Origin of the sequence: Labrenzia sp. OB1 (genome assembly GCF_001624695.1) — a bacterium.
Classification (GTDB): Bacteria; Pseudomonadota; Alphaproteobacteria; order Rhizobiales; family Stappiaceae; genus Roseibium.
This window is the reverse complement of sequence record NZ_JSEP01000006.1, coordinates 40,658-65,748: the sequence shown is the minus strand read 5'-3', so window position 1 is coordinate 65,748 and position 25,091 is coordinate 40,658. Positions and strand designations below refer to the sequence as shown.

At 58.9% G+C, this 25,091-nt stretch carries 25 protein-coding genes; 9 read left to right on the top strand and 16 right to left on the bottom strand.

Features of this window, described 5'->3' with window-relative positions:
* Nucleotides 1–86 precede the first annotated feature (86 nt).
* From OA90_RS09805 to OA90_RS09795, 3 genes are all read left to right on the top strand, one after another.
* Nucleotides 87–1,322: an aromatic ring-hydroxylating dioxygenase subunit alpha gene (locus tag OA90_RS09805; RefSeq protein WP_068410055.1), complete on the top strand. Its 1,236-nt coding sequence runs from the start codon at nt 87–89 to the stop codon at nt 1,320–1,322.
* Nucleotides 1,323–1,326: 4 nt separating this feature from the next.
* Nucleotides 1,327–2,400: a hybrid-cluster NAD(P)-dependent oxidoreductase gene (locus OA90_RS09800; RefSeq protein WP_068410052.1), complete on the top strand. Its 1,074-nt coding sequence runs from the start codon at nt 1,327–1,329 to the stop codon at nt 2,398–2,400.
* Nucleotides 2,401–2,534: 134 nt separating this feature from the next.
* On the top strand, nt 2,535–3,035 hold the full coding sequence (locus OA90_RS09795; RefSeq protein WP_082836949.1) for a DUF302 domain-containing protein: 501 nt from the start codon (nt 2,535–2,537) through the stop codon (nt 3,033–3,035).
* Nucleotides 3,036–3,074: 39 nt separating this feature from the next.
* On the opposite strand, the gene OA90_RS09790 is transcribed toward OA90_RS09795, so the two are convergent.
* Together OA90_RS09790 and OA90_RS28510 are read right to left on the bottom strand one after the other, a co-directional pair.
* Complete coding sequence (locus tag OA90_RS09790) at nt 3,075–3,956, bottom strand: NAD(P)-dependent oxidoreductase (RefSeq protein WP_068410049.1); 882 nt, start codon at nt 3,954–3,956, stop codon at nt 3,075–3,077.
* A gap of 116 nt (nt 3,957–4,072) precedes the next feature.
* Complete coding sequence (locus tag OA90_RS28510; protein WP_156510447.1) at nt 4,073–4,240, bottom strand: hypothetical protein; 168 nt, start codon at nt 4,238–4,240, stop codon at nt 4,073–4,075.
* Nucleotides 4,241–4,339: 99 nt separating this feature from the next.
* Between OA90_RS28510 and OA90_RS09785 the strand changes: the two genes are divergently transcribed.
* Entirely contained in the window at nt 4,340–5,230 is an 891-nt protein-coding gene (locus OA90_RS09785) for a LysR substrate-binding domain-containing protein (RefSeq protein ID WP_068410046.1), read from the top strand.
* A gap of 7 nt (nt 5,231–5,237) precedes the next feature.
* On the opposite strand, the gene OA90_RS09780 is transcribed toward OA90_RS09785, so the two are convergent.
* The 4 genes from OA90_RS09780 to OA90_RS09765 all read right to left on the bottom strand — a co-directional run bounded on the left by OA90_RS09780 (nt 5,238) and on the right by OA90_RS09765 (nt 8,901).
* Nucleotides 5,238–6,404, bottom strand: a complete 1,167-nt coding sequence (locus OA90_RS09780; protein ID WP_068410043.1) for an aminotransferase class V-fold PLP-dependent enzyme — start codon at nt 6,402–6,404, stop codon at nt 5,238–5,240.
* Between the two features lie 49 nt (nt 6,405–6,453).
* On the bottom strand, nt 6,454–7,281 hold the full coding sequence (locus tag OA90_RS09775) for an ABC transporter permease (RefSeq protein WP_068410040.1): 828 nt from the start codon (nt 7,279–7,281) through the stop codon (nt 6,454–6,456).
* Nucleotides 7,278–7,991 (bottom strand): ABC transporter permease, encoded by a 714-nt coding sequence (locus OA90_RS09770; RefSeq protein ID WP_068410037.1) that lies wholly within the window; start codon nt 7,989–7,991, stop codon nt 7,278–7,280. Before OA90_RS09770 ends, OA90_RS09775 begins: the two co-directional genes overlap by 4 nt.
* 133 nt (nt 7,992–8,124) lie before the next feature.
* The gene (locus tag OA90_RS09765) at nt 8,125–8,901 is read right to left on the bottom strand and encodes an ABC transporter substrate-binding protein (RefSeq protein WP_068410033.1); all 777 of its coding nucleotides are present in this window, start codon (nt 8,899–8,901) and stop codon (nt 8,125–8,127) included.
* Nucleotides 8,902–9,379: 478 nt separating this feature from the next.
* On the opposite strand from OA90_RS09765, the gene OA90_RS09760 reads away from it, so the two are divergent.
* On the top strand, nt 9,380–10,027 hold the full coding sequence (locus tag OA90_RS09760; protein WP_068410030.1) for a glutathione S-transferase family protein: 648 nt from the start codon (nt 9,380–9,382) through the stop codon (nt 10,025–10,027).
* A gap of 38 nt (nt 10,028–10,065) precedes the next feature.
* Here the strand turns inward: OA90_RS09760 and glp are convergent, their stop codons facing one another.
* From glp to OA90_RS09725, 7 genes are all read right to left on the bottom strand, one after another.
* Entirely contained in the window at nt 10,066–11,343 is a 1,278-nt protein-coding gene (glp, locus tag OA90_RS09755; protein ID WP_068410027.1) for a gephyrin-like molybdotransferase Glp, read from the bottom strand.
* A complete protein-coding gene (mobB, locus tag OA90_RS09750; RefSeq protein ID WP_068410024.1) occupies nt 11,340–11,861 on the bottom strand; it encodes a molybdopterin-guanine dinucleotide biosynthesis protein B in 522 nt (173 codons plus the stop codon). Before mobB ends, glp begins: the two co-directional genes overlap by 4 nt.
* A 2-nt stretch (nt 11,862–11,863) precedes the next feature.
* The gene (gene mobA / locus OA90_RS09745) at nt 11,864–12,511 is read right to left on the bottom strand and encodes a molybdenum cofactor guanylyltransferase MobA (RefSeq protein ID WP_068410020.1); all 648 of its coding nucleotides are present in this window, start codon (nt 12,509–12,511) and stop codon (nt 11,864–11,866) included.
* Between the two features lie 141 nt (nt 12,512–12,652).
* Nucleotides 12,653–13,822 (bottom strand): benzoate/H(+) symporter BenE family transporter, encoded by a 1,170-nt coding sequence (locus tag OA90_RS09740; RefSeq protein ID WP_068410017.1) that lies wholly within the window; start codon nt 13,820–13,822, stop codon nt 12,653–12,655.
* Nucleotides 13,823–13,970: 148 nt separating this feature from the next.
* The gene (locus tag OA90_RS09735) at nt 13,971–14,429 is read right to left on the bottom strand and encodes a BLUF domain-containing protein (protein WP_068410014.1); all 459 of its coding nucleotides are present in this window, start codon (nt 14,427–14,429) and stop codon (nt 13,971–13,973) included.
* Between the two features lie 204 nt (nt 14,430–14,633).
* The gene (locus tag OA90_RS09730) at nt 14,634–15,224 is read right to left on the bottom strand and encodes a GNAT family protein (RefSeq protein WP_068410011.1); all 591 of its coding nucleotides are present in this window, start codon (nt 15,222–15,224) and stop codon (nt 14,634–14,636) included.
* A 38-nt stretch (nt 15,225–15,262) separates the two neighbouring features.
* Nucleotides 15,263–15,943 (bottom strand): SDR family NAD(P)-dependent oxidoreductase, encoded by a 681-nt coding sequence (locus OA90_RS09725; RefSeq protein ID WP_068410007.1) that lies wholly within the window; start codon nt 15,941–15,943, stop codon nt 15,263–15,265.
* A 363-nt stretch (nt 15,944–16,306) separates the two neighbouring features.
* Between OA90_RS09725 and apbC the strand changes: the two genes are divergently transcribed.
* Together apbC and OA90_RS09715 are read left to right on the top strand one after the other, a co-directional pair.
* Complete coding sequence (apbC, locus tag OA90_RS09720) at nt 16,307–17,479, top strand: iron-sulfur cluster carrier protein ApbC (protein WP_068410003.1); 1,173 nt, start codon at nt 16,307–16,309, stop codon at nt 17,477–17,479.
* A 363-nt stretch (nt 17,480–17,842) separates the two neighbouring features.
* Nucleotides 17,843–19,081: a multidrug effflux MFS transporter gene (locus OA90_RS09715; RefSeq protein ID WP_068409999.1), complete on the top strand. Its 1,239-nt coding sequence runs from the start codon at nt 17,843–17,845 to the stop codon at nt 19,079–19,081.
* Between the two features lie 48 nt (nt 19,082–19,129).
* Here OA90_RS09715 and moaA read toward each other — a convergent pair whose 3' ends face one another.
* Entirely contained in the window at nt 19,130–20,119 is a 990-nt protein-coding gene (moaA, locus tag OA90_RS09710) for a GTP 3',8-cyclase MoaA (protein WP_068410627.1), read from the bottom strand.
* Nucleotides 20,120–20,411: 292 nt separating this feature from the next.
* On the opposite strand from moaA, the gene OA90_RS09705 reads away from it, so the two are divergent.
* Nucleotides 20,412–21,848 (top strand): deoxyribodipyrimidine photo-lyase, encoded by a 1,437-nt coding sequence (locus tag OA90_RS09705; protein ID WP_068409997.1) that lies wholly within the window; start codon nt 20,412–20,414, stop codon nt 21,846–21,848.
* A 174-nt stretch (nt 21,849–22,022) separates the two neighbouring features.
* Nucleotides 22,023–22,391 (top strand): DUF971 domain-containing protein, encoded by a 369-nt coding sequence (locus OA90_RS09700; protein WP_068409995.1) that lies wholly within the window; start codon nt 22,023–22,025, stop codon nt 22,389–22,391.
* An 80-nt stretch (nt 22,392–22,471) separates the two neighbouring features.
* Here OA90_RS09700 and OA90_RS09695 read toward each other — a convergent pair whose 3' ends face one another.
* Together OA90_RS09695 and OA90_RS09690 are read right to left on the bottom strand one after the other, a co-directional pair.
* Entirely contained in the window at nt 22,472–23,065 is a 594-nt protein-coding gene (locus tag OA90_RS09695; protein ID WP_068409992.1) for a L,D-transpeptidase, read from the bottom strand.
* A gap of 372 nt (nt 23,066–23,437) precedes the next feature.
* The gene (locus tag OA90_RS09690; RefSeq protein ID WP_068409990.1) at nt 23,438–25,075 is read right to left on the bottom strand and encodes a fumarate hydratase; all 1,638 of its coding nucleotides are present in this window, start codon (nt 25,073–25,075) and stop codon (nt 23,438–23,440) included.
* Nucleotides 25,076–25,091 lie beyond the last annotated feature (16 nt).

Sequence of the window (25,091 nt, the reverse complement as noted above, 5' to 3'; positions counted from 1 at the left end):
TTTTTGGCTATGGCGGAGGAAACGGGAGCGCCTAACTTCCGGTCTTGAACTGGGCCGCGAGAGTCGGCTGGATAGGATGTGTCACAATGCTGAGCGATGCGGATGTTCTTTCCCTCCTGATGGGACGCCGGGCAGGGTATTCCCTGCCGCAGGCGTTTTATACCGACGCGGATGTCTTTCAAACGGACATGAAAAACATCTGGCAAAGCGAATGGATCTTCGCAGCGCCTTCGGCCGAGCTTCCCAAATCCGGGGCCTACATCACGCTGCAGATAGGCGCCTGTTCGGTGATCATCGTCCGGGGGGCGGATGGCACCATCCGTGCCTTCCACAATTCCTGCCGACATCGGGGCAGCCGCATTTGCTCGGCCGCCAAGGGCTCAGCGCCAAAACTTGTCTGCCCGTATCACCAGTGGACATACGAGCTTGACGGCAAACTGCTTTTCGCGCGCGAGATGGGACCGGATTTCAAACCGGATGAGCATGGACTGAAACCTGTCCACTGCAAAAACCTCTCCGGTATGATCTTTATCTGCCTTGCCGATGTGGCGCCCGATACGGCCGGGTTGGAGACACAGGCAGCCCGCTATTTCGGCCCGCATGACCTGTCCGGCCTGAAAGTCGCCCATAGTTCGACCATCATCGAGAAAGCCAACTGGAAGCTGGTGATGGAGAACAACCGGGAATGCTATCATTGCTCCGGATCCCATCCGTCCCTGTGCCGTACCTTCCCCGATGACCCGTTCCTGGTTGGCGGAGACGACGCGTCATCGTCCAACGTCGGCAAGGCGCATGTGGACCGTTGCGAAAAAGCCGGTCTGCCGGCGAAATTCGTGATTTCTCCGTCCGAACAATGGCGTTTCGTGCGCATTCCGTTCCTCGGAAATGCGGTCAGCTACACCATGGATGGCACGGCGGCGGTCTCAAGGCGTGTCGGTTCCGTTCCGTTCGACAATGCCGGCTCCTGCCTGTTCTTCCACTTCCCCAACACCTGGAACCACTTCCTCTCCGACCAGGTGCTGACATTCCGTATGCTGCCCGTCGGGCCGATGGAGACCGAGGTCACCACCACCTGGCTGGTGCACAAGGATGCGGAGGAGGGAACCGATTACGATCTGGAGCGCCTGACCGAGGTTTGGGTGCACACGAACGACGAGGATCGGCGCATTGTTGAGGAAAACCAGATCGGCATCAATTCGCCCGCTTATGAGCCGGGGCCTTATTCCAGGACCCAGGAAAGCGGTGTCATTCAGTTCATCGACTGGTATGCGCGGGCGCTTGAAAACAGACTGATCGGCCGCTTCCGCGTGGCGGCGGAGTAGAGCCATGATCCCGATGCCCGGGCGCGAAACGCCTGTCTGGACCGACAGCGAAATTCTGGAGTGCGTCAACGTGCTGCCGGAAGCGCCCGATGTGAAGACCTTCACCTTTCGTCCGCCCTCCGGCGCGACCTTCCTCTACAAGGCCGGCCAGTTCATTACACTGGACCTGCCTGTTCCCGGCACCAATGTGCAGCGCACCTATACGATTTCCTCCTCGCCGGTTACGAACGCCTATATCTCCGTGACGGTGAAGGCCCATGAGGGAAGCATCGGCACAAGATGGATGCTGGAAAATCTGGCTCCAGGCATGCGCATCAGGGCTTACGGGCCGGCCGGGCTCTTCCATCTGCCGGCCAACCCGGACGGTAAATATCTTTTTGTCTCGGCGGGTTCAGGCGTCACGCCGATGATGTCCATGGCAACCACGCTGTTTGAACGCGGTGAAGACCCCGATATCTGTTTCATTCAGTGCGCCAACCGCCCGGCCGATCTCATCTTCCGCAAGAAGCTGGAATATATGGCGAGCCGGGTGAGCGGCCTTCAACTGCATTTCGTCGTCAGCAAGAGCGATCCTTACGAGGTCTGGACCGGGTATCGCGGCCGCTTCAACCAGTTGATGCTGGGCCTCATGTGCGCGGACTATCTGGAGCGCGAGGTCTATTGTTGCGGTCCGGACGGCTTCATGGATGCGGTGCGCGAGATCCTGAACGCGCTTGGCTACGACATGGACCGCTATCATCAGGAGAGTTTCCATGCTCCGGCGGAAACAAATGCCGAACTGACCGAGTTCGACGATGTCGTTCCGCAGGAGGACGTCAAGGCGCAGATCGTTTTTGCCGGTTCGAAGGTTTCCGCATCGTGCTCTGAAACGGACACCGTCCTGGCGGTGGCCAAGGGCGCGGGCCTCAACATTCCCTCCGGATGCACTTTCGGCGTCTGCGGCACCTGCAAGGTCAGGAAACTGTCCGGCGACGTGCATATGGTCCATTCCGGCGGCATCAGCGAAGACGATGTCGAAGCCGGATACATCCTGGCCTGCTGCTCCAACCCGATCGGAACCATCGAGGTCGACGTCTAGATTTCCCGCGCGCCTTCTGGCAAGGGGAGGGGTGAAGACGCCGTCGGTTCGGAAATATTCAAAAAATGCGATATATCAATTACTCCCGGCTGCAAGAAGCGTATTCTTGCAGTCGCATTTAGGGAGGATATCGTATGTTGGAAAAAATCGTAAAGAGTGCTCAGGCATTGCTTCTGGGCACCGCTTTGATGACAGGCGCAACATCTGTTTCGACGGCACAAAACGTTCCGGAAGGGGTGACCGCCTATGAAATCGAGGGCGCCTTCGACGATATCCGCTTCGATCTGGAAAACGCCATCGTCAACCGGGGTCTGGTGATCGACTATGTTTCGCATATAGGTGACATGCTGGCCCGGACCGGGGAGGATGTCGGTGGCAAGAAGGAGATTTTCTCCAACGCCCAGGCAATACTGTTCTGTTCGGCCAACCTGTCGAGAAAGGCCATGGAAGCGGACGCGGCGAATATCGCCTATTGCCCCTACACCCTGTTTGTCTATGAAACCCCGGAGACCGCGGGCAATGTCACGGTCGGCTTCCGCCAGCTATCGGCCTCCGGGTCAGAGGAATCGCGGGCCACGATCGCCAATGTCAACGCGCTGCTCGATGAGATCGCCAGGGAAGCTTCCGGGCAGTGATCATGAAACGGCGACGAATGGGCGAGGCGGCCCGTAGGACTATTTTCTTTCGGCGTTTTCCAGCCGGGCAATCAGGCTGGAAGTGTCCCAGCGCTTGCCGCCCATCGCCTGCACTTCGGCATAAAACTGGTCGACCAGGGCCGTGACAGGCAGACGGGCGCCGGTATCATTTGCCGTTTTCAGGCAGATGCCGAGGTCCTTGCGCATCCAGTCGACGGCAAAACCGAAGTCGAACTTGCCCTCGTTCATTGTTTCCCAACGGTTTTCCATCTGCCAGGACTGTGCCGCGCCACCGCGGATCGCCGAAATGACCTGCTCCACATCCAGATCTGCCTTCTTGGCGAAATGAATGGCTTCGGAAAGCCCTTGAAGAAGGCCGGCGATGCAGATCTGGTTGACCATCTTGGTCAATTGTCCCGCGCCGCAGTCGCCCATCAATCCGGCGAATTTGGCAAAACTCTCGATAATCGGCTTCGCCTTTTCGAATGCGTCCTTGTCGCCGCCGCACATGACGGTCAGCGCGCCGTTCTCCGCACCAGCCTGTCCGCCGGAAACCGGGGCATCGATGAAACCGCATCCCTTGTCTTTGGCGGCCGCGTGGAGTTCCCGCGCGACTTCGGCAGACGCAGTGGTGTTGTCGATAAAAACGGCGCCTTGCTTGAGGCCGTGAAATGCCCCGTCCGCACCGGTGGTGACGGTGCGCAGGTCGTCGTCATTGCCCACGCAGGAGAAAACGAAGTCGCAGCCTTCCGCGGCTTCCCTGGGTGTTTTGGCAAACTTGCCGCCGAATTCCTTCGCCCATTTTTCCGCCTTGGCGGTGGTGCGGTTGTAAACAGTAACGTCGTGGCCTCCCTTGTTTTTCAGGTGGCCGGCCATCGGATATCCCATGACTCCCAAACCGATGAATGCAACCTTTGCCATGATGACGCTCCCTTTTCAGAAAAAGACCCGGTGAATACCGGGCCGTTGGACAAGTTCTTCATCTTGGTTCTATGACATTCGTTGCTGTCTGTCAGCCTGGGGAGTGTCAATCGGGATCAGTCCTTCAGGGCAAGAAGCCGGGCGAGCCTGCGCAACCAGTTGAATAAGGAGACATTTCCACTGGCGGATACTGTTTCAATGTAGCGCTGGGTGACCGGGTCGGGACGGGTACTTGCGGAAAAGCGGGTTGCTTCCTGAAAGCTGCGTGCGTAGATATTCAACATAGCCTTACATTCCTTTCCGGTGTGTGTGATATGAATGTGGCTGTATCCCGGCTTCAAGTCCAGTCAGGAAAATTTTCAACATGTAAAGAGAAGTTACATATGGATTGGCGTTCACTGCCGTCACTCAACAGTCTGAAAACCTTTACCGCTGTCGCGGAGACCAAAAGTCTTTCTGCCGCGGGGCGAGAGCTGAATGTCACGCATGCAGCCGTCAGTCAGCAGGTGAAGAGCCTGGAGAACTTTCTCGGGCTTCAGCTTGTCGTCCGGGAAGGGCGTGGCATTGTCCTGTCGCCGGAAGGAGAACAGCTCTTCGAGGGGCTGAGCCGCGGATTCGAGGCGATCCTGGAAACGCTGGATGAACTCTTGCGGGAGGACATTGCCCGTCCGCTGAACATCACGGTGACGCCGTCCTTTGCCGTCAGCTGGCTGATGCCGCGTATCAACGATTTCCGCCTCAAGCATCCGGATATCGAACTCATGCTCAACCCGACCGCTGAAGTGGTCGAGTTGAAACCCGGCGGTGTCGATCTTGCGATCCGCTTCGGCAAGGGGGACTGGCCGGGCTTTGACTCCGAGCTTTTCATCTGCACCAATTTCGCCGTTGTCGGTGCAAGCTGCCTGATTGGCGACAAGCGCATCGAGAAGCCGGAAGACATCCTCGAGTTTCCATGGCTTTCCGAATACGGCACAAACGAACTGACGATCTGGATGGAGAGTCAGGGCGTGGTTCCAACCGGCAAACTCAACATCACCCACCTTCCGGGCTACATGGTGCTCGAAGGGGTGCGCAGGGGCGAGGGCATTTCAGCGACCGCGAAAATGTTTCTCGAAGCCGATATCGCCACCGGCAATCTGAAAGTTCTGTTCGAAGAGGGCGTCTATCCGGGAACCGGCTATCATCTGGTGACACGGCCCGGCGTCAAACGTCCGCCCCTGAAGGCGTTCATGAGCTGGTTGCGAACCTTGCGACCGGATCTGGAGGACTGCTGACAGGCATTCAGATTTCCGACAGCGCCTGGTCGAAGTCGGAAATCTGATCGTCGATATGTTCGATCCCGACGGAAATCCGCAAGAGGTTCTCCGGAATGCCGGAGCTTTCTCCTTCGATCGTGAAGCGGTGTTCGACAAGGCTCTCCGTGCCGCCGAGCGAGGTTGCCCGCTGGAACAGGTCGAGCGCGCCCGCGACCTTCAGGGCTTCCTCCTTGCGGCCCTTGACCAGCACCGAAAGCAGCGATCCGAAGCCGCCGGTCATCATGGACTCGGCAAGATCGTGCTGCGGATGGCTGGAAAGTCCCGGATAAAGAACGGTCTCGACCTTCGGGTGCGCGTGCAGAAATTCCGCCAGCGCACGGGTGTTGGCGTTCATGCGCTCGACACGCAGTGACAATGTCCTGAGGCCGCGCAGCAGAAGCCAGGTCTCGAAGGATCCGAGGACAGCCCCCGCCAGCTTGCGTTCTTCGCGAATGAATGCCCATGCTTCGCTGTCCGCATCGGCGGTGGTCACGACCCCGCCGAGAAGATCTGAATGGCCGTTGAGCGTCTTGGTGGCCGAATGCATCACCATGTCCGCGCCAAGGCTCAGCGGTTTCAGGATCAGCGGCGTCGCTGCGGTGGCATCGACGCATAAAACCGCGCCCATTTCCTTGCAGCGCGTGGCTATGTTGCGGATATCGGCGACTTCCAAAAACGGATTGCTTGGCACCTCCAGCCAGACAAGATCCGGCTTTGTTACCGAAATCTCGTCAAGGAAGACCTGAAGATCGCCGGCTTCCGCCTCGATCAGCGCGACGTTGTTGCGTGCGCAGAGCTTGCGCAGGAACAGCGTGGTGCCCCAGTAAATTCTGGACTGGACAAGCAGCGTGCCACCGGGTTTGACAGTACGGGCAACCGCGGCAATCGCCGCCATCCCGGAGGCGAACAGGCGGCTCTCGGTACCGCCCTCAAGCTCCGCGATCAGTTTTTCGGTCTTGAGGAAAAGGGCGTTGTCGTCACGGCTGTAGAGGTGACCGGGATCGCGAAGTTCGTAGGCTTCGTCGCGCACGAAGGTTGTCGCTGTGGGAATCGGCGGCACGACAGCGCCGGTTGCCCGATCATAACCGCCGCCGCCATGGGCAAGCAGACTGTCGACATGAAGACCGGGCGCGGACGGGGATGTCTTGGACATGACGGATGATCCGTTTGTAAGGAGAGGGAAGGCGGAAAACGGTGAAAGACTACCGTTTCAGGTGACGGGTAAGACGCAGCTCTATCTTGTCCCAGACGCGGCGGAGAATTTCCACGATGATGAGATACAGCACCGCGGCCCAGATATAGGCCTGAAAGTCATAGGACCTGGAATAGGCACGTCTGGTTTCGCCCATAAGATCGTAGATTGTGACGATGGACGCAATGGCAGAGCCTTTGATCATCAGGATGATTTCATTGCCGTAAGGCCTGAGCGCCACCATCATCGCCTGCGGCAGGATCACCTTGAAGAATGTGACCGGTCTGGACAGCCCGAGAGCTTCCGCACCCTCCCATTGACCTTTCGGCACATTCTGGATTGCGCCGCGCAGGATTTCCGCCTGATAGGCGGACGTGTTGAGCGCAAAGGCAAAAATCACGCAGTACCAGGCTTCCCGGAAGAAAAACCACAGGCCAACGGATTCCAATTCTTCTCGGAACGAGCCCGCGCCGTAATAGATCAGGAATGTCTGCGCCAAAAGCGGTGTGCCGCGGAAGAAATAGACGTAGCCGTAGACGGGAGCGGAAAAGATGATCCACCTGGAGGACCGGGCAGCCGCGATGGGAAGACTAAGCAGAGCTCCGATCAGCAGCGAAAGACTGACGATCTGCAGCGTCACCAGAAAACCGTCGATGTAGTTCGGCCAGTACTTCAGGACAAACGGGCTGGCGACGTTGGAACCAAGATAATAGACCAGCGACGCACCGGAAACGATCCACAGCGCCATCAGGACGTGGCCGAGTATCCGGGCGTTGGTCCAGCGGCGCGGTGGGGCCGGGGGGCGTTTGAGTTCGGCTGCAGGATTGGCTGCAATCATCTCGCGGCTTCTCCCCGTTTGGCCCAGCGTTCAACCCGGGAAAGACCCGCGGAGGAGATCATTGCCAGCACCAGGTAGACCAGGCAGGCAATCCCGAAGAACAGGAAGGGCTCCTTCGTCACGCGGGCGGCAATTCCCGATTCGCGCACCAGATCGGCCAGGCCGATCACGGAGACGAGGGATGTTTCCTTGAGCAGGATCAGCCAGAGGTTCCCGAGGGCTGGCAGGGCAAGGCGGATCAGCTGCGGCAGAACGATGAATCTCATCGTCTTGAAACGCGACATGCCGAGCGCTTTCCCGCCTTCGTACTGGCCGTCAGGGATGCCGCGGAAGGCTGACAGGAAAGCTTCGGAGGCATAGGACGAAAAGACAAACGCCAGGGCGACCATGCCCGCGACAAAGGAGTTCACCTCGACGTAGGTTTCGACGCCGATCATGGTCAGGCCGTACTGAATGCCGATCTGAACCCCGAAATACACCAGAAAGAGTGTCAGGAGTTCCGGCAGGCCCCGGAAGATTGTGGTGTAGATATTGGCGGCGAGCCTGAGACTTGGCTCTGACGAATTCTTTGCAAGTGCGATCACAAAGCCAAGGAACAGGCCGAATGGCAGAGTTGCGATTGCCAGAGACACGGTCACCAGAATGCCGAATGCAATGGTGTCGCCCCAGCCGCCTTCGCCAAAAGACAGCAGCGTCAAAGCTTCATTCATAAGCCGGCGCTTCTTTCTTGCTTATCGTTGTTGGTTCAACCACCCCATCGGCCGAACTGCGGAAGGCTTTCTTGCGGCCAGGGCACGGCGCGATTCACGCGCCGTGCCCGAGACTTGAAAAACAGCGGGCCGATCAGCCGCCGTAGACGTCGAACGTGAAGTACTTGTCGCTGATTTCCTGGTACTTGCCGTTCGCCAGGATGCCTTCGATCGCCGTGTTGAACATCTCCTTGAGCTCGCCGTCGTCCTTGCGGATGGCGATACCTGCGCCTTCACCGTTGATGACCGGATCCGGGGTGAGTGTGCCAAGCAGCTTGCAGCAGGCACCGTCATCGGTCGCCAGCCAGTCGGACAGCACCACCACGTCGTCGATCACACCATCGATACGACCGCTGGCAACGTCCAGCTTGTACTCGTCAGGCGTCGGATAAAGCTTCAGGTCCGCGGAAGGCAGCTTCTCTTCGGCATAGTTGGAGTGGGTCGTGGAGGACTGGGCGCCAAGGGTAATGCCTTTGAGGTCGGCATCGGACGTGCTGGCGATCTTGGAGTCCTTCGGCACGGCGATTGCCGGCGGCGTGTTATAGTATTTGTTGGTGAAGTCGACCTTCTGCTTGCGCTCTTCGGTGATCGACATGGACGCGATCACGGCGTCGAACTTGCCGGCCTGAAGAGCCGGGATCATGCCGTCCCAATCCTGGGTGACGAATTCGCACTCGACCTTCATCTCTTCACACAGTGCCTTGGCGATGTCGATGTCGAAGCCGACCAGCTCGCCATCTGCAGTGAGAGAGTTGAACGGAGGATAGGCGCCTTCGGTGCCGATGCGCACCTTGGACCAGTCCTTCGCCTCGGCGCCGCTAACGACAGCCAGAACTGCAACAGCGGCAGCAGCCATACGCAATACACGCATATTTGGTTCCCCTAATTACTTTTCTTCGCGGCGCAGGCGGGTTTCTCCCGCCTTGTAGCCCGATTGTCATATTCCATACACTTCGGCTTGAATTTCAAGCATGCCCAGTAAAAAAACACAGCGTAGATGTGTAATTTTCGCGCGTTACACGTGCGTGTCCAAGGGGAAGGCATCGGCAAGCTGTGAAAATCCGCAGCAATGCGCGGATTGACGTAGGGGGCAATGACGGGGCCCCGCAGCGGGCGTGCACTCCGGCATGCCGGAGAGTTTTCAAACACCAGAGTATTTTACATGGGCTCAGCCCCCGGAAGTATCCGGTGTAAACGGCGTCGAGGCCGGCGCATTCATCAAGATTATTCCTGATATTCATGAAGTTATTGAATTTGTAGCAACGCGCAGAACGCCATAGGATTTCTATCTGAACGCGCCCGTCCTTCGGGAATAAAGCGCGCCGATTTCCCGTTTACAGAGGCATGAAATGGCAGCATTTGAACTGTTCATCGGAAACAAGAACTATTCTTCCTGGTCGTTCCGACCCTGGATCGCGCTGAAACAGAAGGGGATTCCATTCAGAGAGCATCTGGTGCCCTTCGATTTCGCGCACGGTAACCCCAAATTCGCAGCTTTCTCGCCGAGCATGAAAGTTCCGGTGTTGAAGGACGGCGAACTGACTGTCTGGGACAGTATGGCAATTCTGGAATATGCCTCCGAGATCTATCCGGAAAAGGGTTTGTGGCCGGAAAAACTGACGTCCCGGGCCAAGGCAAAGTCTGTTTCGGCGGAAATGCATTCCGGGTTTGGAGCCCTGCGCGGCGCCTGCCCGATGAACATGCGGCGTCCGGCGGAGGAAATCGAGGTCAACGAAGGTGTCAGGGCGGATGTTGCCCGGGTGATGCAAATCTGGGGCGAATGCCTTGAGGAGTCGGGTGGACCTTTCCTGTTCGGCGATTTCACGATCGCCGATGCCATGTTCGCTCCTGTTGTCAGCCGCTTCACAACCTATCGTCTTTCAGATGATCCCGTTTTCAATCGCTACAGCGCCACGATGACATCCACGCCGGCCTGGCAGGCCTGGGAAGAAGACGCCCTGAAGGAAAGCTGGGTGGTGGATCTGGACGAGATCTGATTGCACATGCGGAAGGCCGCTTACAAAGCGACAGGTCTTTAGCGAATACCGAACCCGGAAAAGGGCAGGAAGGTCACCGGATCGCCCTTTTTGACGCTCCGGGTCTCTTCGCGGATTTCGATCAGGCCATCCGCCTCGCGCAATCCGGTGATCAGGCCCGACCCGTCTGGTCCGTACTTCCGGAGGCCGGGACGGCCGTTGCCGTCGTACTCCAGATAACCGCGATAGAACTCTCGCCTGTCCGGCTTCTTGTTCACGACTTCGAAGTCCGCCGGGATCTGAAAACGCTGCGGTTCCAGAAACGCACCGCCCGCCATCACACTGATGACGGGACGGGCGTAAAGCAGGAAGCTGACCATGGCCGCAACCGGATTTCCCGGAAGGCCGAGAAAAGTGCAGGCGCCAATCTGACCGAACATCATGGGCCGGCCGGGCTTGACCGCAAGCCGCCACATGTGCCGTGTTCCCAGCCGGTCCAGGGCCTTGTGGATATGATCTTCCTCTCCACGGCTCGCTCCGCCGGTTGTCAAAACGACATCGAACCGTTCAGAGGCTTCGCTCAGAGCGGTTTCAACAAGAGAAGCGTCGTCTCTGATGATCCCCAGGTCCTCTGCATCGACAGGAAGTCCGGCGCACAGGCCCTGCAGCAGAAAATGGTTTGCATCGTACACGTCTCCGAGTGAGATCAGGTCCCCCGGCCGGCGCAACTCGTCGCCGGTGGAGACCAGACCCACCCTCAGCCTGCCGAAGACGCTGACATCGGCCAGGCCGGTCGAGGCAACAGCTGCCAGGTCCTGCGGGCGCAGCCGGTGACCGGCTTTCAGGATCGTGGTTCCCGAAGGGACATCTTCACCTGCCTTGCGGCAATTGGCGCCTTTCCTCAATCCCTGCGGCACGATCACGAAATCCTGCCCGTCCTGCCGGTGCGGCTCGCAATCCTCCTGCATGGCAACCGTATCGGCACCCGGCGGGATGACCGCTCCGGTGAAAATCCGCGCCGCGGACCACGGCGCCAGTAGGGCATCACTGGCATGACCGGCGGCGATCCTTTGCCGCAGCCGGAAAAACCCCCCGGTTTCGTCGAAATCGGAGTGGCGGAAGGCGTATCCGTCGACGGCGGAATTGTCGGCCAGCGGCACATCGCGTGGTGCCGTGATGTCTGCGGCGAGAATGCGCTCCAGGGTCTTTGCAAGCGGCAGGCTCTCCGGGACGGTAACCGCTGAAATCCGCTCCCTGAGGATTGCCAGCGCTTCATGATGAAGAAGCATGTCCTTGCTGTGCGCGAAACAGTCGTCGACAAGTCGTGTGCCGGTCATGGGGCAGGTCTTTCCAGATCGAGGCGCGCCTGGATGAAATCCGCAATTTGCCCCACATCGTCGAGATGGAAGACCGGCAGGGTTTCCTCAGGCAGGCCATGATCGGCTGCAATTGCGACGATGTTCGGATCGGACACCGAAAGCGGCTCCCGGTCACCCGATGCGCTGCGCCTGGTTTCTATCTTCGCATGGGATTCGCGTTTGTATCCTTCGATCAGGATGAGATCGCATGGAGCGATGCGGGCTAGAATGTCTTCCAGCGGCGGCTCCTCGTCCTCCCTGAGTTCATGCATCAGGGCCCAGCGGCGGCCTGAAACAAGGGCAACTTCATGCGCGCCTGCTTCCCGGTGCCGGTAGCTGTCGGCGCTTGGCCTGTCGATATCGAAATCATGGTGGGCATGCTTGACGGTTGAAACCTTGAGGCCCCGGCGGGTGAATTCTGCCACCAGTCGGGTCACAAGCCCGGTTTTGCCGGAGTTTTTCCAGCCTGTAATACCGAAAACGGGTGTGTCGTTCATCGTCAACTGTGGCTCATTGCTTCCTGGACCTTCGCAAGGTCCTCAGGTCTGTTTGCATTGAAAAAGGGATCCATGCCGGTCACCGGGTCTGTGCTGAAAGAAACCTCAACACTGTCATGACGGTCGACAAAGGCGAGCACCTTGCCGCTCTGGCCGCTTGTCAGCCAGTCGTGCAGATCCTCGTAGAGAGCAACCGGCCACAGGCCGAATACGGGATGAAGCCGGTCGGAAGAAGAGGCGAGGGCGATAACCGGTTCCCGCAAAGGGGTGACCGAACACAGTTGCTTCACCAGCGTGAACGGGAAAAACGGCGTATCTCCGGCAACCGATGCAACGTGAGTGACATCCGGTCGCTTGTCCCTGGCATAGGTCAGCCCGGCCAGTATTCCGGCGAGAGGTCCGGCAAATTCGCCGACAGGATCGGCAACGACCGGCAGATTGAAAGGCGAGAAGCGGTCCGGGTCGCCATTGGCATTCAGGATGACCTCCGGGACCTGCTGTTTGAACCGCTCGACAACCATGTCCAGCATTGTCTTGCCGCCAAGGTCCATCAGGCTCTTTTCGCCCCCGCCCATGCGGCGGGACTGTCCGCCGGCAAGAATGCAACCGAGGACCCGGTCCGCACTCAACACTCCGCGCTCCGTCTTCATGCCGCCGATAGTCTCCTTGCGCACCTTGCAGTTCAGACACGTTCCCAGTCTGCAGATGTCAGCCTAGAGTGATTTGCAATCGAACTGAACCGTTTGATGGCAATTCGTTCCTGTGGAGTTCATAGCCCGAAAACCAGGGTGTCAGCTGTCCGAACGGGCTTTTGTCAGCGCCATGAAGGCGCCTCCGGCAAGAAGGCCCCAGAACGCCCCGGAGACACCGAAGAAACTGACACCGGAGGCCGTGACGGCGAAGGTTATGATCGCGCTGTCCCTTGTGCCCGCCGCTTTTGTGGCCTCTCCGATGGAAAACGCGAAGGCACTCAAAAGGGCGAGGCCCGCGACCGCCTCGATGAGGATTGAAGGTGTCGCGGCGACAAAGGTCATCACCAGCCCCGCGAACAGGCCGAACAGGATATAGACGGCTCCCGCTGACGCGGCCGCCCAGTAGCGCTGGCCAGGGTCCTTGTGCGCGTCGTCTCCGGCGCACATGGCCGCCGTTATCGCGGCCAGATTGACCGCATGCCCGCCAAAAGGCGCGGACAGGAGGCTGAAGACACCGGACAGGGTGAAAAGCGCGCCACTGTTCGGTTGATAGCCATAGGCCCTCAGAACCGCTATCCCGGGTATGTTCTGCGACGCCATGGTCACGATGAAGAGCGGAAGGGCGATGCTGACCATCGCTTCGATTGAAAACACCGGCGTGATCAGGATCGGTGAACTGATCAGTTCAGCCGATGAAAGATCGATGGGGCCGCTGATATAAAGGGCTATCGCGAAGGTCATGATCATTGCCAGCGGCACGGCGTAAAGCCGGGCGAAGCGGAAGGCGATCGCCCAGGTCGCGATGATCGCCAGGCCGCTCACGGGAAGTTCCGCGACGGCCCGCACGGGGGCGAGACACAGTCCGAACAGCACGCCGGCCAACATGGCATTGGCAAGTGGCGACGGAATGGCGGCCACCGCTCTGCCGAACGGGCGGATCAGCCCGGCAAGCACAATCAGCACGGCACAAACGATAAAGGCGCCAACGGCGGCAGCGAAACCGCCTTCAGGTGCGCCCGCGGACGCCAGAAGTGCCACTCCCGGTGTGGACCAGGCAATGCTTACGGGAATGCGCGTGTGCAGGGAAGCAACGATGGCGCAAAGTCCCATCGATATGGACAGCGCCATCAACCCGCTGGTCGCTTCCGCCGCATTGGCGCCGGATGCGGCCAGCCCCTGGATCACGATGGCGAATGAACTCGCGAAACCGACGATGGCGGCAAGCAGACCGGCAGACAGCGACTGGATGGCGGGGGGCCGAAATGACATGTGTGCTTCCTTTGAAAACGGGCACACAATATCCGCGTTGTCGGCAATCGGAACAGGTAATCAAATCCGGAAATCGGCTTGACCGGACCTTTTCCGGCAATTTTCTTGTAACCTGGTCATTCTCGACCCGGTTTGCATTCGATGCCGGTCAGATCATCAGCATGTCGTTGGTCATGCGGCCTTCCATCAGTTCCGTGGCGAAATGGCCGAACGCCAGATAGGCTTCATCGCGGGTCACATCGCCGGGATGATCCAGAAGCGGACGAAGCACCGCATGCTGCGAGGCGGCGATACCGTCGGTCAGGTCGCGGAAGAACATCAGGGAGTTCGGAAAAAGCCTGAAATCGGCCGGTTCGTGAACGATGCCTTCGATCTCGTGAAGACGTGGATCGTTCATGACACAATAGACCGTGTCGAGCACCTGACCCGGCCGGCCTTCCAGAACCTGGATGACGTGCTGGTCGACAAGCAGCAAAGCGCCGGTGACGCCGGCCTTGCGGTTGATGCGGCGGATACGCAACAGCGTCTTGTCGATCTCGTCAGGCAGGGGCAAACGCATTTTGTCCCATCTGATCTTGCTTCGGTAGCAGGCGCGGTAGAGTTCCATGGCATGTCCATCCTTGAGCCGATGTATCAAGCCTGCGCGCCAATTCCTCACATTTGCTTAAAATTGAAATCAATTTGGAAGCATTTCCGTCCAGTGAACACGGATGCTTATTGAATCTTGGAAAACCTGTGCTTTATCGTCCTGAGATTGTTAAAATAAACCTGTGCAAAACTACGAATACTCTTTGCCTGTTCGAGGAACCGTTCAGCGGTTTTCTGCCAGCCTGAAATCCAGCCCGGCTTTCACGGCCGGCCATTCGTGCGGAAGAATCGAGTAAACGGCGGTGTCCCTGAGCGCGCCGTCTGCGGTGCGCTGGTGCGAACGCAGCACGCCGTCGAGTTTCGCACCGAGCCGTTCGATTGCCGCGCGGCTCTGACGATTCATGAAATGCGTGCGGAATTCGACGGCGATGCAATCGAGGTCTTCAAAGGCATGGGCCAGCAGCATGCGTTTGCATTCTGTGTTCACCCGCGTGCGCTGAACCGCCTTGCGGTACCATGTGGAGCCGATCTCCACGCGTTTATGCACCGGGTCGATATTCATGTAGGTCGTCATGCCGACGGCCTTGCCGTTCGGGGTCAGCACCGCGAAGGCAAGCATGGAGCCCTTTTCCTGAAGGTCGAGACGGCGGCTGATTTCCGCCGGTACCGCGCCCGGCTCGGGAATGGAGGTGTACCAGGTCTTCCAAAGGTCCCTCTCCGCGGCGGCTTCCGCCAGATCCGGGCCATGCGCCGTGGATAGCGGCGCGAGGATCGCGTTGGTTCCGGTCAGGGTGACGGGAAGGGGCCAGCTCATGCGTTTTCTCCAAAGGTAATCATCTGGACCGATGTGTTTTAGAAGGGCCGTTCTTCGCCTGTCCACTTGAAGAATTTCCCTGTGCCGGAAAGGGTCAGGACTTCGGCTATCTTCATGACACCGCCCGCCACATCGGCCGGAGCCGTGTCTGCGGACGGTCCGCCCATGTCGGTCTGCACCCAGCCAGGGTCGACCAGCGCCACGGGTATGCCTTCCGGTTCAAGCGCGGTGGCAAGGCCCTGCATGACCTTGTTCACCGCAGCTTTCGAGGCCCGATAGGCAAGAGTATCGGGCTTGCGGTACCCCATCCAGGCCATCTGGCTCGATATTGTCAGGATTTTGCCTGCATCGGATAGTTTCAAATGGGGCAGAAAAGCTTGTGACACAGCAAGCGGCGCAAGCGTGTTGACGGCAAGAGTTTCGGCAAATCCGTCGAAATCCATGTCGGTCGGGGTCTGGCGCTCGGGTCCGATCACTCCGGCATTATTGATCAGGAGCTCCAGGCTTCCGCTCAGAGTGGCCGCGGCTTCCGCAACAGCCTTGTGGTCCCTGACATCGAAGATCAGCGGAGTGTAGCCTGTACCGAGTTTGCCGGCTGTTTCCCGCGCCGCTTCCGGGGAGCGTACGGACCCGATGACCGTCCAGCCGCTGTCGAGCGCCGCGCGCGCCAGTTCAAATCCGATCCCGCGGTTCGTCGCGGTGATAAGGCAAGTGGGCATGCCGAAGTCCTTGTCAGGGAAATATCCCGGCGCTGCCGGTAGGTGAGCTTGGCCTTTGAAGATAACCGGCGAAAACCAGCGCGCAAGACAAACATTGTCTCTGTATCAATGCGTGACAATGTGATTGAAATGGCAACCTGGCCGAACCGGGCGGCGCCAATACAAGCCTCTCACCGACGCGGCGAGAAAGACTTGCCTTCCCGAATTGTGTGTCGGAAATACCGGGAAGGTTCAACAGGGCGGGCAGGAATGCGTTTGCCTGCTGCCTTTTGGCAGATCGTATGACGGGCGATGTCGGTATATGCCGGGTAGCCGGATCAGGGGGCTTGACCGCGCAAGCCGGTGAATTCAACGGGATGAAATATGAGCGACAGCATAAAAACCGCAGTCCTTGAACGCCTCGCACAGATAAAGGGACCCGACCTGGAAGGGGATATCGTTTCTCTGGGCCTGGTGTCTGATGTCTTTGTTTCAGACGGCCGCGTGGCGTTCTCGATAACCGTTCCGGCGGAACGGGCGCACGAACTGGAACCTTTGCGGCAGGCTGCGGAAAAAGTCGTCCGGGAAGTCGATGGTGTGGAAAACGCGATGGTTGCGCTGACGGCGGAACGGGCTCCCGGAAGTGCCCCCGGAAAAGGGTCCGGAAAGCCCTCAGCTTCAGCGAAGGCTCCGGCCCCGCGTGCCGCCCGGCCGCAACCGGCTTCGGAGGAAAAAGCAACGGCCAAACCCGGCGTGCCGGGAATCCGGCACATCATTGCTGTCGCTTCGGGAAAGGGCGGTGTGGGCAAATCGACGACCACCGCGAACCTGGCGCTGGCAATGGCGGCAAACGGCCAGAAGGTCGGTGTTCTGGACGCCGACATCTATGGTCCGTCCGTGCCGCGTCTTTTCAAGGTGTCTGGCCGTCCGGAACAGGTCTCCGGCAGGCTGATGAAGCCGCTGGAAAATTACGGCATCAAGGTCATGTCCATGGGCTTCCTCGTGGAAGAGGAAACGCCGATGATCTGGCGCGGCCCGATGGTCATCTCCGCCCTGACGCAGATGTTGCGGGAGGTCGCCTGGGGCGAACTGGACGTTCTCGTGGTGGATATGCCTCCCGGCACCGGGGATGCCCAGCTGACAATGGCCCAGCAGGTTCCGCTTGCCGGTGCGGTGATCGTTTCGACGCCCCAGGATCTTGCGCTGATAGACGCCCGCAAGGGCCTGAACATGTTCAAGCGTGTCGATGTGCCTGTTCTCGGGATCATCGAGAACATGAGTTATTTTCTCTGCCCGGATTGCGGCGGACGGCATGACATCTTCGGCCACGGCGGCGCACGCGCGGAAGCGGAAAGGCTCGGAGTGCCTTTCCTTGGTGAAATCCCGCTGACCATGAAAATCCGCGAGACATCCGACGCCGGCACACCGGTCGTCGTTTCCGATTCGCAAAGCGAAGTCGCTTCGGTCTACAGGGAGATCGGCGCAAAGGTATTCGAGGCGATTGAGCAGGCCGCGGCCACGCCGGACCGGGCTGCCCCGCAGATTGTATTCGATTAAAACAGGTTTCATCCGGGCTGACGGCAGGTGGCAACAGGGCAACGCCGGTTTTTACCTGCCGCATCAACCTGGATTCAGACCCCGGTCAGGGGCGATGCGCAAACGCCCGTCTCGAATATCCCGACACATCACGTGTCAGAACAACGCGGTGTCATCATACTGATTCCGTTACGTGACATGTTGGGAGTATCCCTTCGTGGTTTCTCGATCCGGGAAAAGTTGAATTGTTTCTTTTTCCGTGAAATCCCATGAGCCATTGAGATAATTACGGTTTTTCACGGCCAGATCACGCACGGTACTTATATTTCCGCGCACACTGGCTGCACTCCGGTGCCTAAAAATAATAAAAGGTTCCTTCCGGGCATGAGTACCCGAGCGTCCCCGACTGGTGGGGCTGAAGCAAAGCCCTCTTTGGCAACTTTGATTGCAATCACCGCCGTCACTCCTTTGGCCATGTTGATATATCTGCCATCGCTTGCGGGGATGATGATCGTGTTCTCCGCGACGGCCGGAGAAATACAGCTTTCGATGTCGGCATTCTTCATAGCCGTTGCAGTCTCGCAGCTTTTCTGGGGACCTTTGTCCGACCAATACGGCCGCCGGCCGATCATCATCATCGGGATGGTCTTGTTCGTGATTGGCAGCGTCATGTGTCTGCTTGCCCCTTCAATCGAGGCATTGATTGCAGCCCGCATCATACAGGCAGCGGGCAGTTGCGCCGGAATGGTGCTGGGCCGGGCGGTCGTGAGGGATATCTACGGTCCCCGGCAGGCCGCCAGCATGATCGGTTTTGTTACCATGGGCATGGCCATCATACCGACCATCGCTCCAGCTATCGGCGGTGTCCTTGACCAGTTTTACGGTTGGAAGGGCGGATTTGTACTGATGCTGATCTTCGGCGTGGGTGTCCTGGGGCTGAGCATCTTCGCGCTGCCCGAGACACACAAGGAGCGGACGGCGGTCGGCGCGAGGCAGATTCTCAGGTCGTACGGGATCATTTTCCGGGAACCGCTTTACTGGAGCTATGGACTGACCGCGGCCTTCAATGCGCTGACCTATTTTGCCTATCTCGGCGGAGCGCCCTACATCGCTTCCGAAATTCTGTCCCTGAGCGCTGCGGAGATGGGGATCTATTTCATGGTCGTGGCCATTGGTTACATGGCCGGGAATTTTCTCTCCGGCAAGTTTGCCGAACGGGTCGGCATCTTTCCGATGGTGCTCACCGGCACGATCATAGCCGCGCTTTCAGTCGCGATTGTTGCCGGTATCACCGCGTTTGGCACACTCACGCCACCGGGGCTTTTCCTGCCTATGTTCCTGCTTGGGCTCGGCAATGGGGTCTGCTTGCCCAGTGCGCTGGCGGGCGCCATCAGCGTCCGTCCGGAACTCACCGGGTCCGCAGCCGGATTGACGGCGTCGCTCCAGGTTGGAACAGGCGCCATCGCCGGGTCGCTCGTTGCGTGGCTGTATGCGCACAGCTTCATGGCAGGGACCGCCTGGGGCATGATCCTGATCATGGGGCTGGGGTGCAGCCTCAGTCTGGCTGCAGCCTTGTCCATTCGTGCCATTTCCGCCCGCCAGGGCTTTGTGCCAGCGGAATGACAGCTACCGAGATTTAAGGGATTATCAGCGCGCAGGCCATTCGGTTTTTCAGCCTCCGGTAACGCTCATGTGGCGTGATACCGCGGGTTGCCGACCGGTGCGGTCGATAATGAAATCATGACCCTTGGGTTTGCGCCCGATGGCTTCGTCAATCGCCGCGTTCAGCAGATCGTTTCCTTCCGACGCCCGAAGCGGGTCGCGTAGATCGGCCATATCGTCCTGTCCGAGGCACATATAGAGCTGGCCCGTGCAGGTGACGCGCACCCGATTGCAGCTTTCGCAGAAATTATGGGTCATCGGCGTGATGAACCCGAGCCGTCCACCGGTCTCCTCGACCGTGACATACCGGGCGGGGCCGCCGGTCTTGTAGGGAATGTCCGTCAGTGTGAACATTTCTGCCAGCCGCTCGCGGACGGTTGACAGCGGTAGATACTGATCGGTCCGGTCGCCGTCGATTTCGCCCAGCGGCATTGTCTCGATAAGGGTGAGATCGTGGCCATGATCGTGGCACCACTTCAGCATCGCTACAATTTCATGCTCGTTCACATCCTTGAGCGCGACCATGTTGATCTTGATCTTCAGTCCGGCCTCTGTCGCCGCCCGGATACCGTCCATGACCTTGCCGAGGTCACCCCAGCGGGTGACGGCCTTGAACTTCTGCGGATCGAGCGTATCGACGGAAACGTTGATCCTGCGAACGCCGCAGTTATAAAGCTCACCGGCAAAGCGGGAAAGCTGCGAGCCGTTGGTGGTGAGGGTCAATTCTTCGAGAGCGCCGCTGTCCAGATGGCGTCCGAGCCCGCGGATCAGGTTCATGATGCCTTTTCGCACCAGCGGCTCTCCGCCGGTGAGGCGAAGTTTGCGCACGCCTTTTTCAATGAAGGCGGTGCACAGCCGGTCCAGCTCTTCAAGGCTCAGGACCTCGCGCTTGGGCAGAAACGTCATGTCTTCCGCCATGCAGTAGACGCAACGGAAATCGCAGCGATCGGTCACGGAGACGCGCAAATAGGTTACAGCCCGTCCGAACGGATCGATCATCGGGCGGAAGGCGCCGTGTCCACTGGTTTCCACCGGCCTCGCAATTTCTCCGTCCTTCACGTTTTACTCTCCCTCAAACGCTCCGTTTCATCGATCATATGATGGCGCGGCCGGAAATATCAAATTAATCCGGACCAAGGCTCTCCAGTTTATGTCGCATATGAACCTGTGGGGTTACTGCTGTCAGTTCCGTGTGCGTGGAAAGCGCGTGCTTCAAAGGATGTTTGTCAACTCGAATTGATCCGCGCGCTGCCTGCGGCGTATGCCTTTCACAGAACAAAAAAGAGGTAGCATGACCACACTTGTCTGGTTCCGGCAGGACCTGCGCACCATAGATAACCCGGCGCTTTACGAAGCGGCGAAAAAGGGGCTGGTTCTTCCCGTTTTCATACTTGAAGATCCGGATCAGACCGGAGAGGATCACCCTCTCGGCGGCGCAAGCCGCTGGTGGCTGCATCACAGTCTCGCCGCGCTGAAGCGAAAATTGCCCGGGCTGGTATTTCTGCGCGGCGATGCCCGACACCTCATTCCGCAACTCGCCGGACAGGCCGGTGTCGGCGCGGTTCACTGGAACCGCTGCTACGAACCGCACGCGATTGGCCGCGACCGGGATATCAAGAGCGCCCTGAAAGACGACGGCTATGATGTGAAAAGCTTCAAGGCGGCACTGCTCTATGAACCCTGGGAGCTTGAAACCAAAGCGGGCGGGCCTTTCAAGGTGTACTCCCCATTCTGGAAGACGGCGCGGCAACACGAGATAGATCCGCCTCTGCCGGCTCCCGAGAAGGTTGAATTCCTTGCGTTGGATGAAGGCGAGGCGCTTGAAAGCCTCAAGCTCCTGCCACAGACGCCGAACTGGGCAGCCGGTTGGGACGACTTGTGGCAACCGGGGGAGAAAGGTGCTGAAGAGCGGCTGAAATCCTTCCTGAATGACGGTCTCGACGGATATGGCGAGCTGCGCAACCGCCCCGACAGGCCGAATACATCGCGGCTTTCCCCTCATCTGCATTTCGGAGACATATCTCCGCGCACCGTCTGGTTCGAAACCCGGCGGCGCATGAACGAAGAGGGCGCGCCGGCGGGAGACGGGATGAAGTTTCTCTCCGAACTTGCCTGGCGCGAATTTTCCTATCATCTGCTTTATCATTTCCCGCATCTGCCGAGCGAAAACTGGCGGCCTGTCTTCGACGCCTACCCCTGGCGCGAGGCAGGAGACGAACTGGCGCGCTGGCAAGAGGGGCGGACCGGTTACCCCATCGTTGACGCAGGCATGCGCGAACTTTGGCAGACCGGCTACATGCACAACAGGGTTCGCATGGTCGCCGCGAGCTTTCTCATCAAGCATCTGCGCCTTGACTGGCGCCATGGTGAGACCTGGTTCCGTGATACGCTGGTGGATGCCGACCTTGCCAACAATTCCGCAAGCTGGCAGTGGGTGGCCGGTTCAGGAGCGGACGCCGCGCCTTATTTCCGGATCTTCAACCCGATCACGCAGGGGCAGAAATTCGATCCGGACGGGGTCTATATACGCCGCTGGGTTCCCGAGCTTGAAAAGCTTGGCAACGCTCACCTCTTCGCGCCGTTTGATGCTCCACCGGAAGCTCTTGAGCGGGCAGGGGTGACGCTAGGTGAAACCTATCCGCATCCGCTTGTCGATCATGCGAGCGCTCGTCAGGCGGCGCTCAAAGGCTATGAGGCCGTGAAGCAGGCGGGACAAATCGCGTCTTGACGGAAGAGGCAGAGCATGGTGAGGCAGTCTGTAGCGTGATGCGTTTAGCGGTTCCATGGATTTAGGAAGACGCGCGAGGCAGCGTTTGCATCGCAAATGCGTTCGGGCGGTTCTCTGGATTCAATTTAACGCGCCACGCTTTAAGGCGCTCCGCGAGATCACAAGGACCCGATCATGACCGACAAAACCGCCCCCTGGCCGACGGAACTGCGTGTTTCGGCCGACAGAAAGACGCTCGCTGTGGCGTTCGACACAGGTGAGCGGCATGAACTGGCGGCGGAATATCTGCGTGTCTGTTCACCATCGGCGGAAGTCCAGGGGCACGGTCCTTCGCAGAAGCGGACGGTTCCGGGCAAGCGTCAGGTCGGTATCATGAAGATCGAGCCGGTGGGAAACTACGCCGTCCGGATCCATTTCGATGACATGCACCACTCCGGAATATTCACCTGGACCTATCTGCTCGAACTGGGGCAGGAGCGCGAGAAACACTGGGGTGGCTACCTGCAGGAACTTGAGGAAAAAGGCCTGAGCCGGGGAGACTGAATTCCCGACAGGATGGTTTCTGCAATAAAAAAGCCGGGCTTCGCAGCCCGGCTTTTCTGATACGTCGGTTTGAAAGCTGCTCAGCGCTTGACGATGACCCGCGAACCGACCTTGACGTTGTTGTAAAGGTGGATCACGTCTTCGTTGGCAAGACGGATGCAGCCGGAAGATACAGCCGAGCCGATCGTCCAGGGCTCTGTCGTTCCATGAATGCGGTAGAGGGTCGAACCGATATAGAGCGCACGGGCACCCATCGGGTTGTTCGGACCGCCCGGCATATGTGCCGGCAGGATGCGGCCCTTGCGGCGTTCACGCACACGCATCTGCGGCGGCGGTGTCCAGCCCGGCCATTCCGCCTTGCGGGTAATGTTGTGCGTACCGGCCCACTGGAAACCTTCCTTGCCGACTCCGACGCCGTATTTCATCGCCTTGCCGCCCGGCAGCACGTGATAGAGCCGCCGCTCGGACGTGTCGATAACGATGGTGCCCGGCTTGTAGGGGCCGTCATACTTGACACGCTTGCGCTTGACCGGAGAAGGGCCGCCCGGATGGTATTTCGGGGTAACCCAGGTGTTCGTGCTGTGATCGAAAAAGCCGTAACGCGGTGCTGCATGTGCGGTCAGCGCAAATGCGCCCGCAATCACCGCGACCATTACAAATAAAAGTCTATTCATATTAATCCCCCATGAGCACCGGCCCACGCCTGAATGATGCTGTCTACAGAAAGTGACATTAAAAAATTTACCTTGCCGCTCGGTTAATAATCATGGCCCAAAAAGGTCCAAAAAGACATCTCACGTTGATGTGAGCGCCGGAAAGCAGGCGCGAATGTGCCGTAATTGCAACGATTTTCGCGTTGGGGGCGCGTTTGGAGCGGTGGATCCCGTTACAGTTGTCGTGTTTTGCAATTTCATTGTCTGCAGGGGTGGCGTTTGAGAATCATCCGTAGGGGAAACCAAATACAGATACTCTTTCGACAGGCCTGACCCGGACAGGTGTTGCAGATAGGTCCGCGCAACGTCCTGCACCGGGTGCATTCCCTTTTGTCACCCCAGGTTCAGTTCCTTGAAGAAGTCGTTGCCCTTGTCGTCGATCACGATGAAGGCGGGAAAATCCTCGACCTCAATCTTCCAGATGGCTTCCATGCCGAGTTCCTCGAACTCGACCACTTCCACCTTCTTGATGCAGTCCTGGGCAAGGCGTGCCGCGGGCCCGCCGATGGAGCCGAGATAAAAACCGCCATGAGCCTGGCAGGCGCGGCGGACCTGGGCGGAGCGATTGCCCTTGGCCAGCATCACCATGGAGCCCCCGGCAGCCTGGAACTGGTCGACGTAGGCGTCCATCCGCCCGGCGGTGGTCGGCCCGAAGGAGCCTGAGGGCATACCTTCCGGGGTCTTGGCGGGACCGGCATAGTAGATCGGGTGGTTCTTGAAATAGTCGGGCAGCGGTTCGCCCGCTTCCAGACGATCGCGCAGTTTGGAATGCGCCAGATCGCGGGCCACGATCAGAGGTCCGCTCAGCGACAGTCGGGTCTTTATGGGATGTCTGGACAGCTCACCGAGGATTTCCGACATGGGCCTGGTGAGATCGATCTTGACCACGTTGTCCGACAGGTGATCGTCGGTGACCTCCGGGAGATATTTTTCCGGATGCATCTCAAGCTGCTCGAGATAAATTCCGTCCCGTGTGATCTTGCCGACAGCCTGGCGGTCCGCCGAGCAGGAGACCGCCAGTCCGATCGGCAGCGAAGCGCCGTGGCGCGGCAGACGGATCACACGCACGTCGTGACAGAAATATTTGCCGCCGAACTGCGCGCCGACGCCCGTAGCCTGTGTGAGCTTGAGGATCTCTTCTTCCATTTCATGGTCACGGAAGGCATGGCCGAGTTCGGACCCCTGCTCGGGCAGAGCGTCCAGATACCGCGCCGATGCAAGCTTGGCCGTCTTGAGGTTCATCTCAGCGGACGTTCCGCCGATGACGATCGCCAGGTGATAGGGCGGGCAGGCGGCTGTGCCGAGCGTCAGGATCTTCTCTTTTAGGAACTCGATCATACGGTCATGGGTGAGCAGCGACGGTGTGCCCTGGAACAGGAAGGTCTTGTTGGCGGAGCCGCCGCCTTTCGCCATGAACAGGAACTTGTAGGCGTCATCGCCGTCCGCATAGAGCTCTATCTGCGCGGGCATGTTGCTGCTGGTGTTCTTTTCCTCGAACATGGAAATCGGCGCGAGCTGGGAATAGCGCAGGTTTTTCTTGAAATAGGCGTCTCTGGAGCCTTCGCCGAGCGCGGCTTCGTCCGTACCGTCGGTCCAGACCCGGCGCCCCTTCTTGCCCATGATGATGGCGGTGCCGGTGTCCTGGCACATCGGCAGAACGCCATGTGATGCGATATTGGCGTTCTTCAGCAGGTCGAAGGCGACGAACTTGTCGTTCTCCGTTGCTTCCGGATCATCGAGGATTTTCCGCAGCTGTTCCAGGTGGCCCGGCCGCAGGTAGTGGTTGATGTCCTTGAAGGCTTCCTCCGCCAGCAGGCGCAGGCCTTCGGGCTCCACCATCAGAACCTCTTCGCCGTTGAATTCCGCTGTCCTGACGAAATTCGAGGTCAGTTTCCGGTAGGGCGTCTTATCCTCGCCCTGCGGGAAAAGCGAGCTGTGATGATAGGCGGGAGGCGTGATAGGAGCGTTCATCGGACGGTTTTCCTGA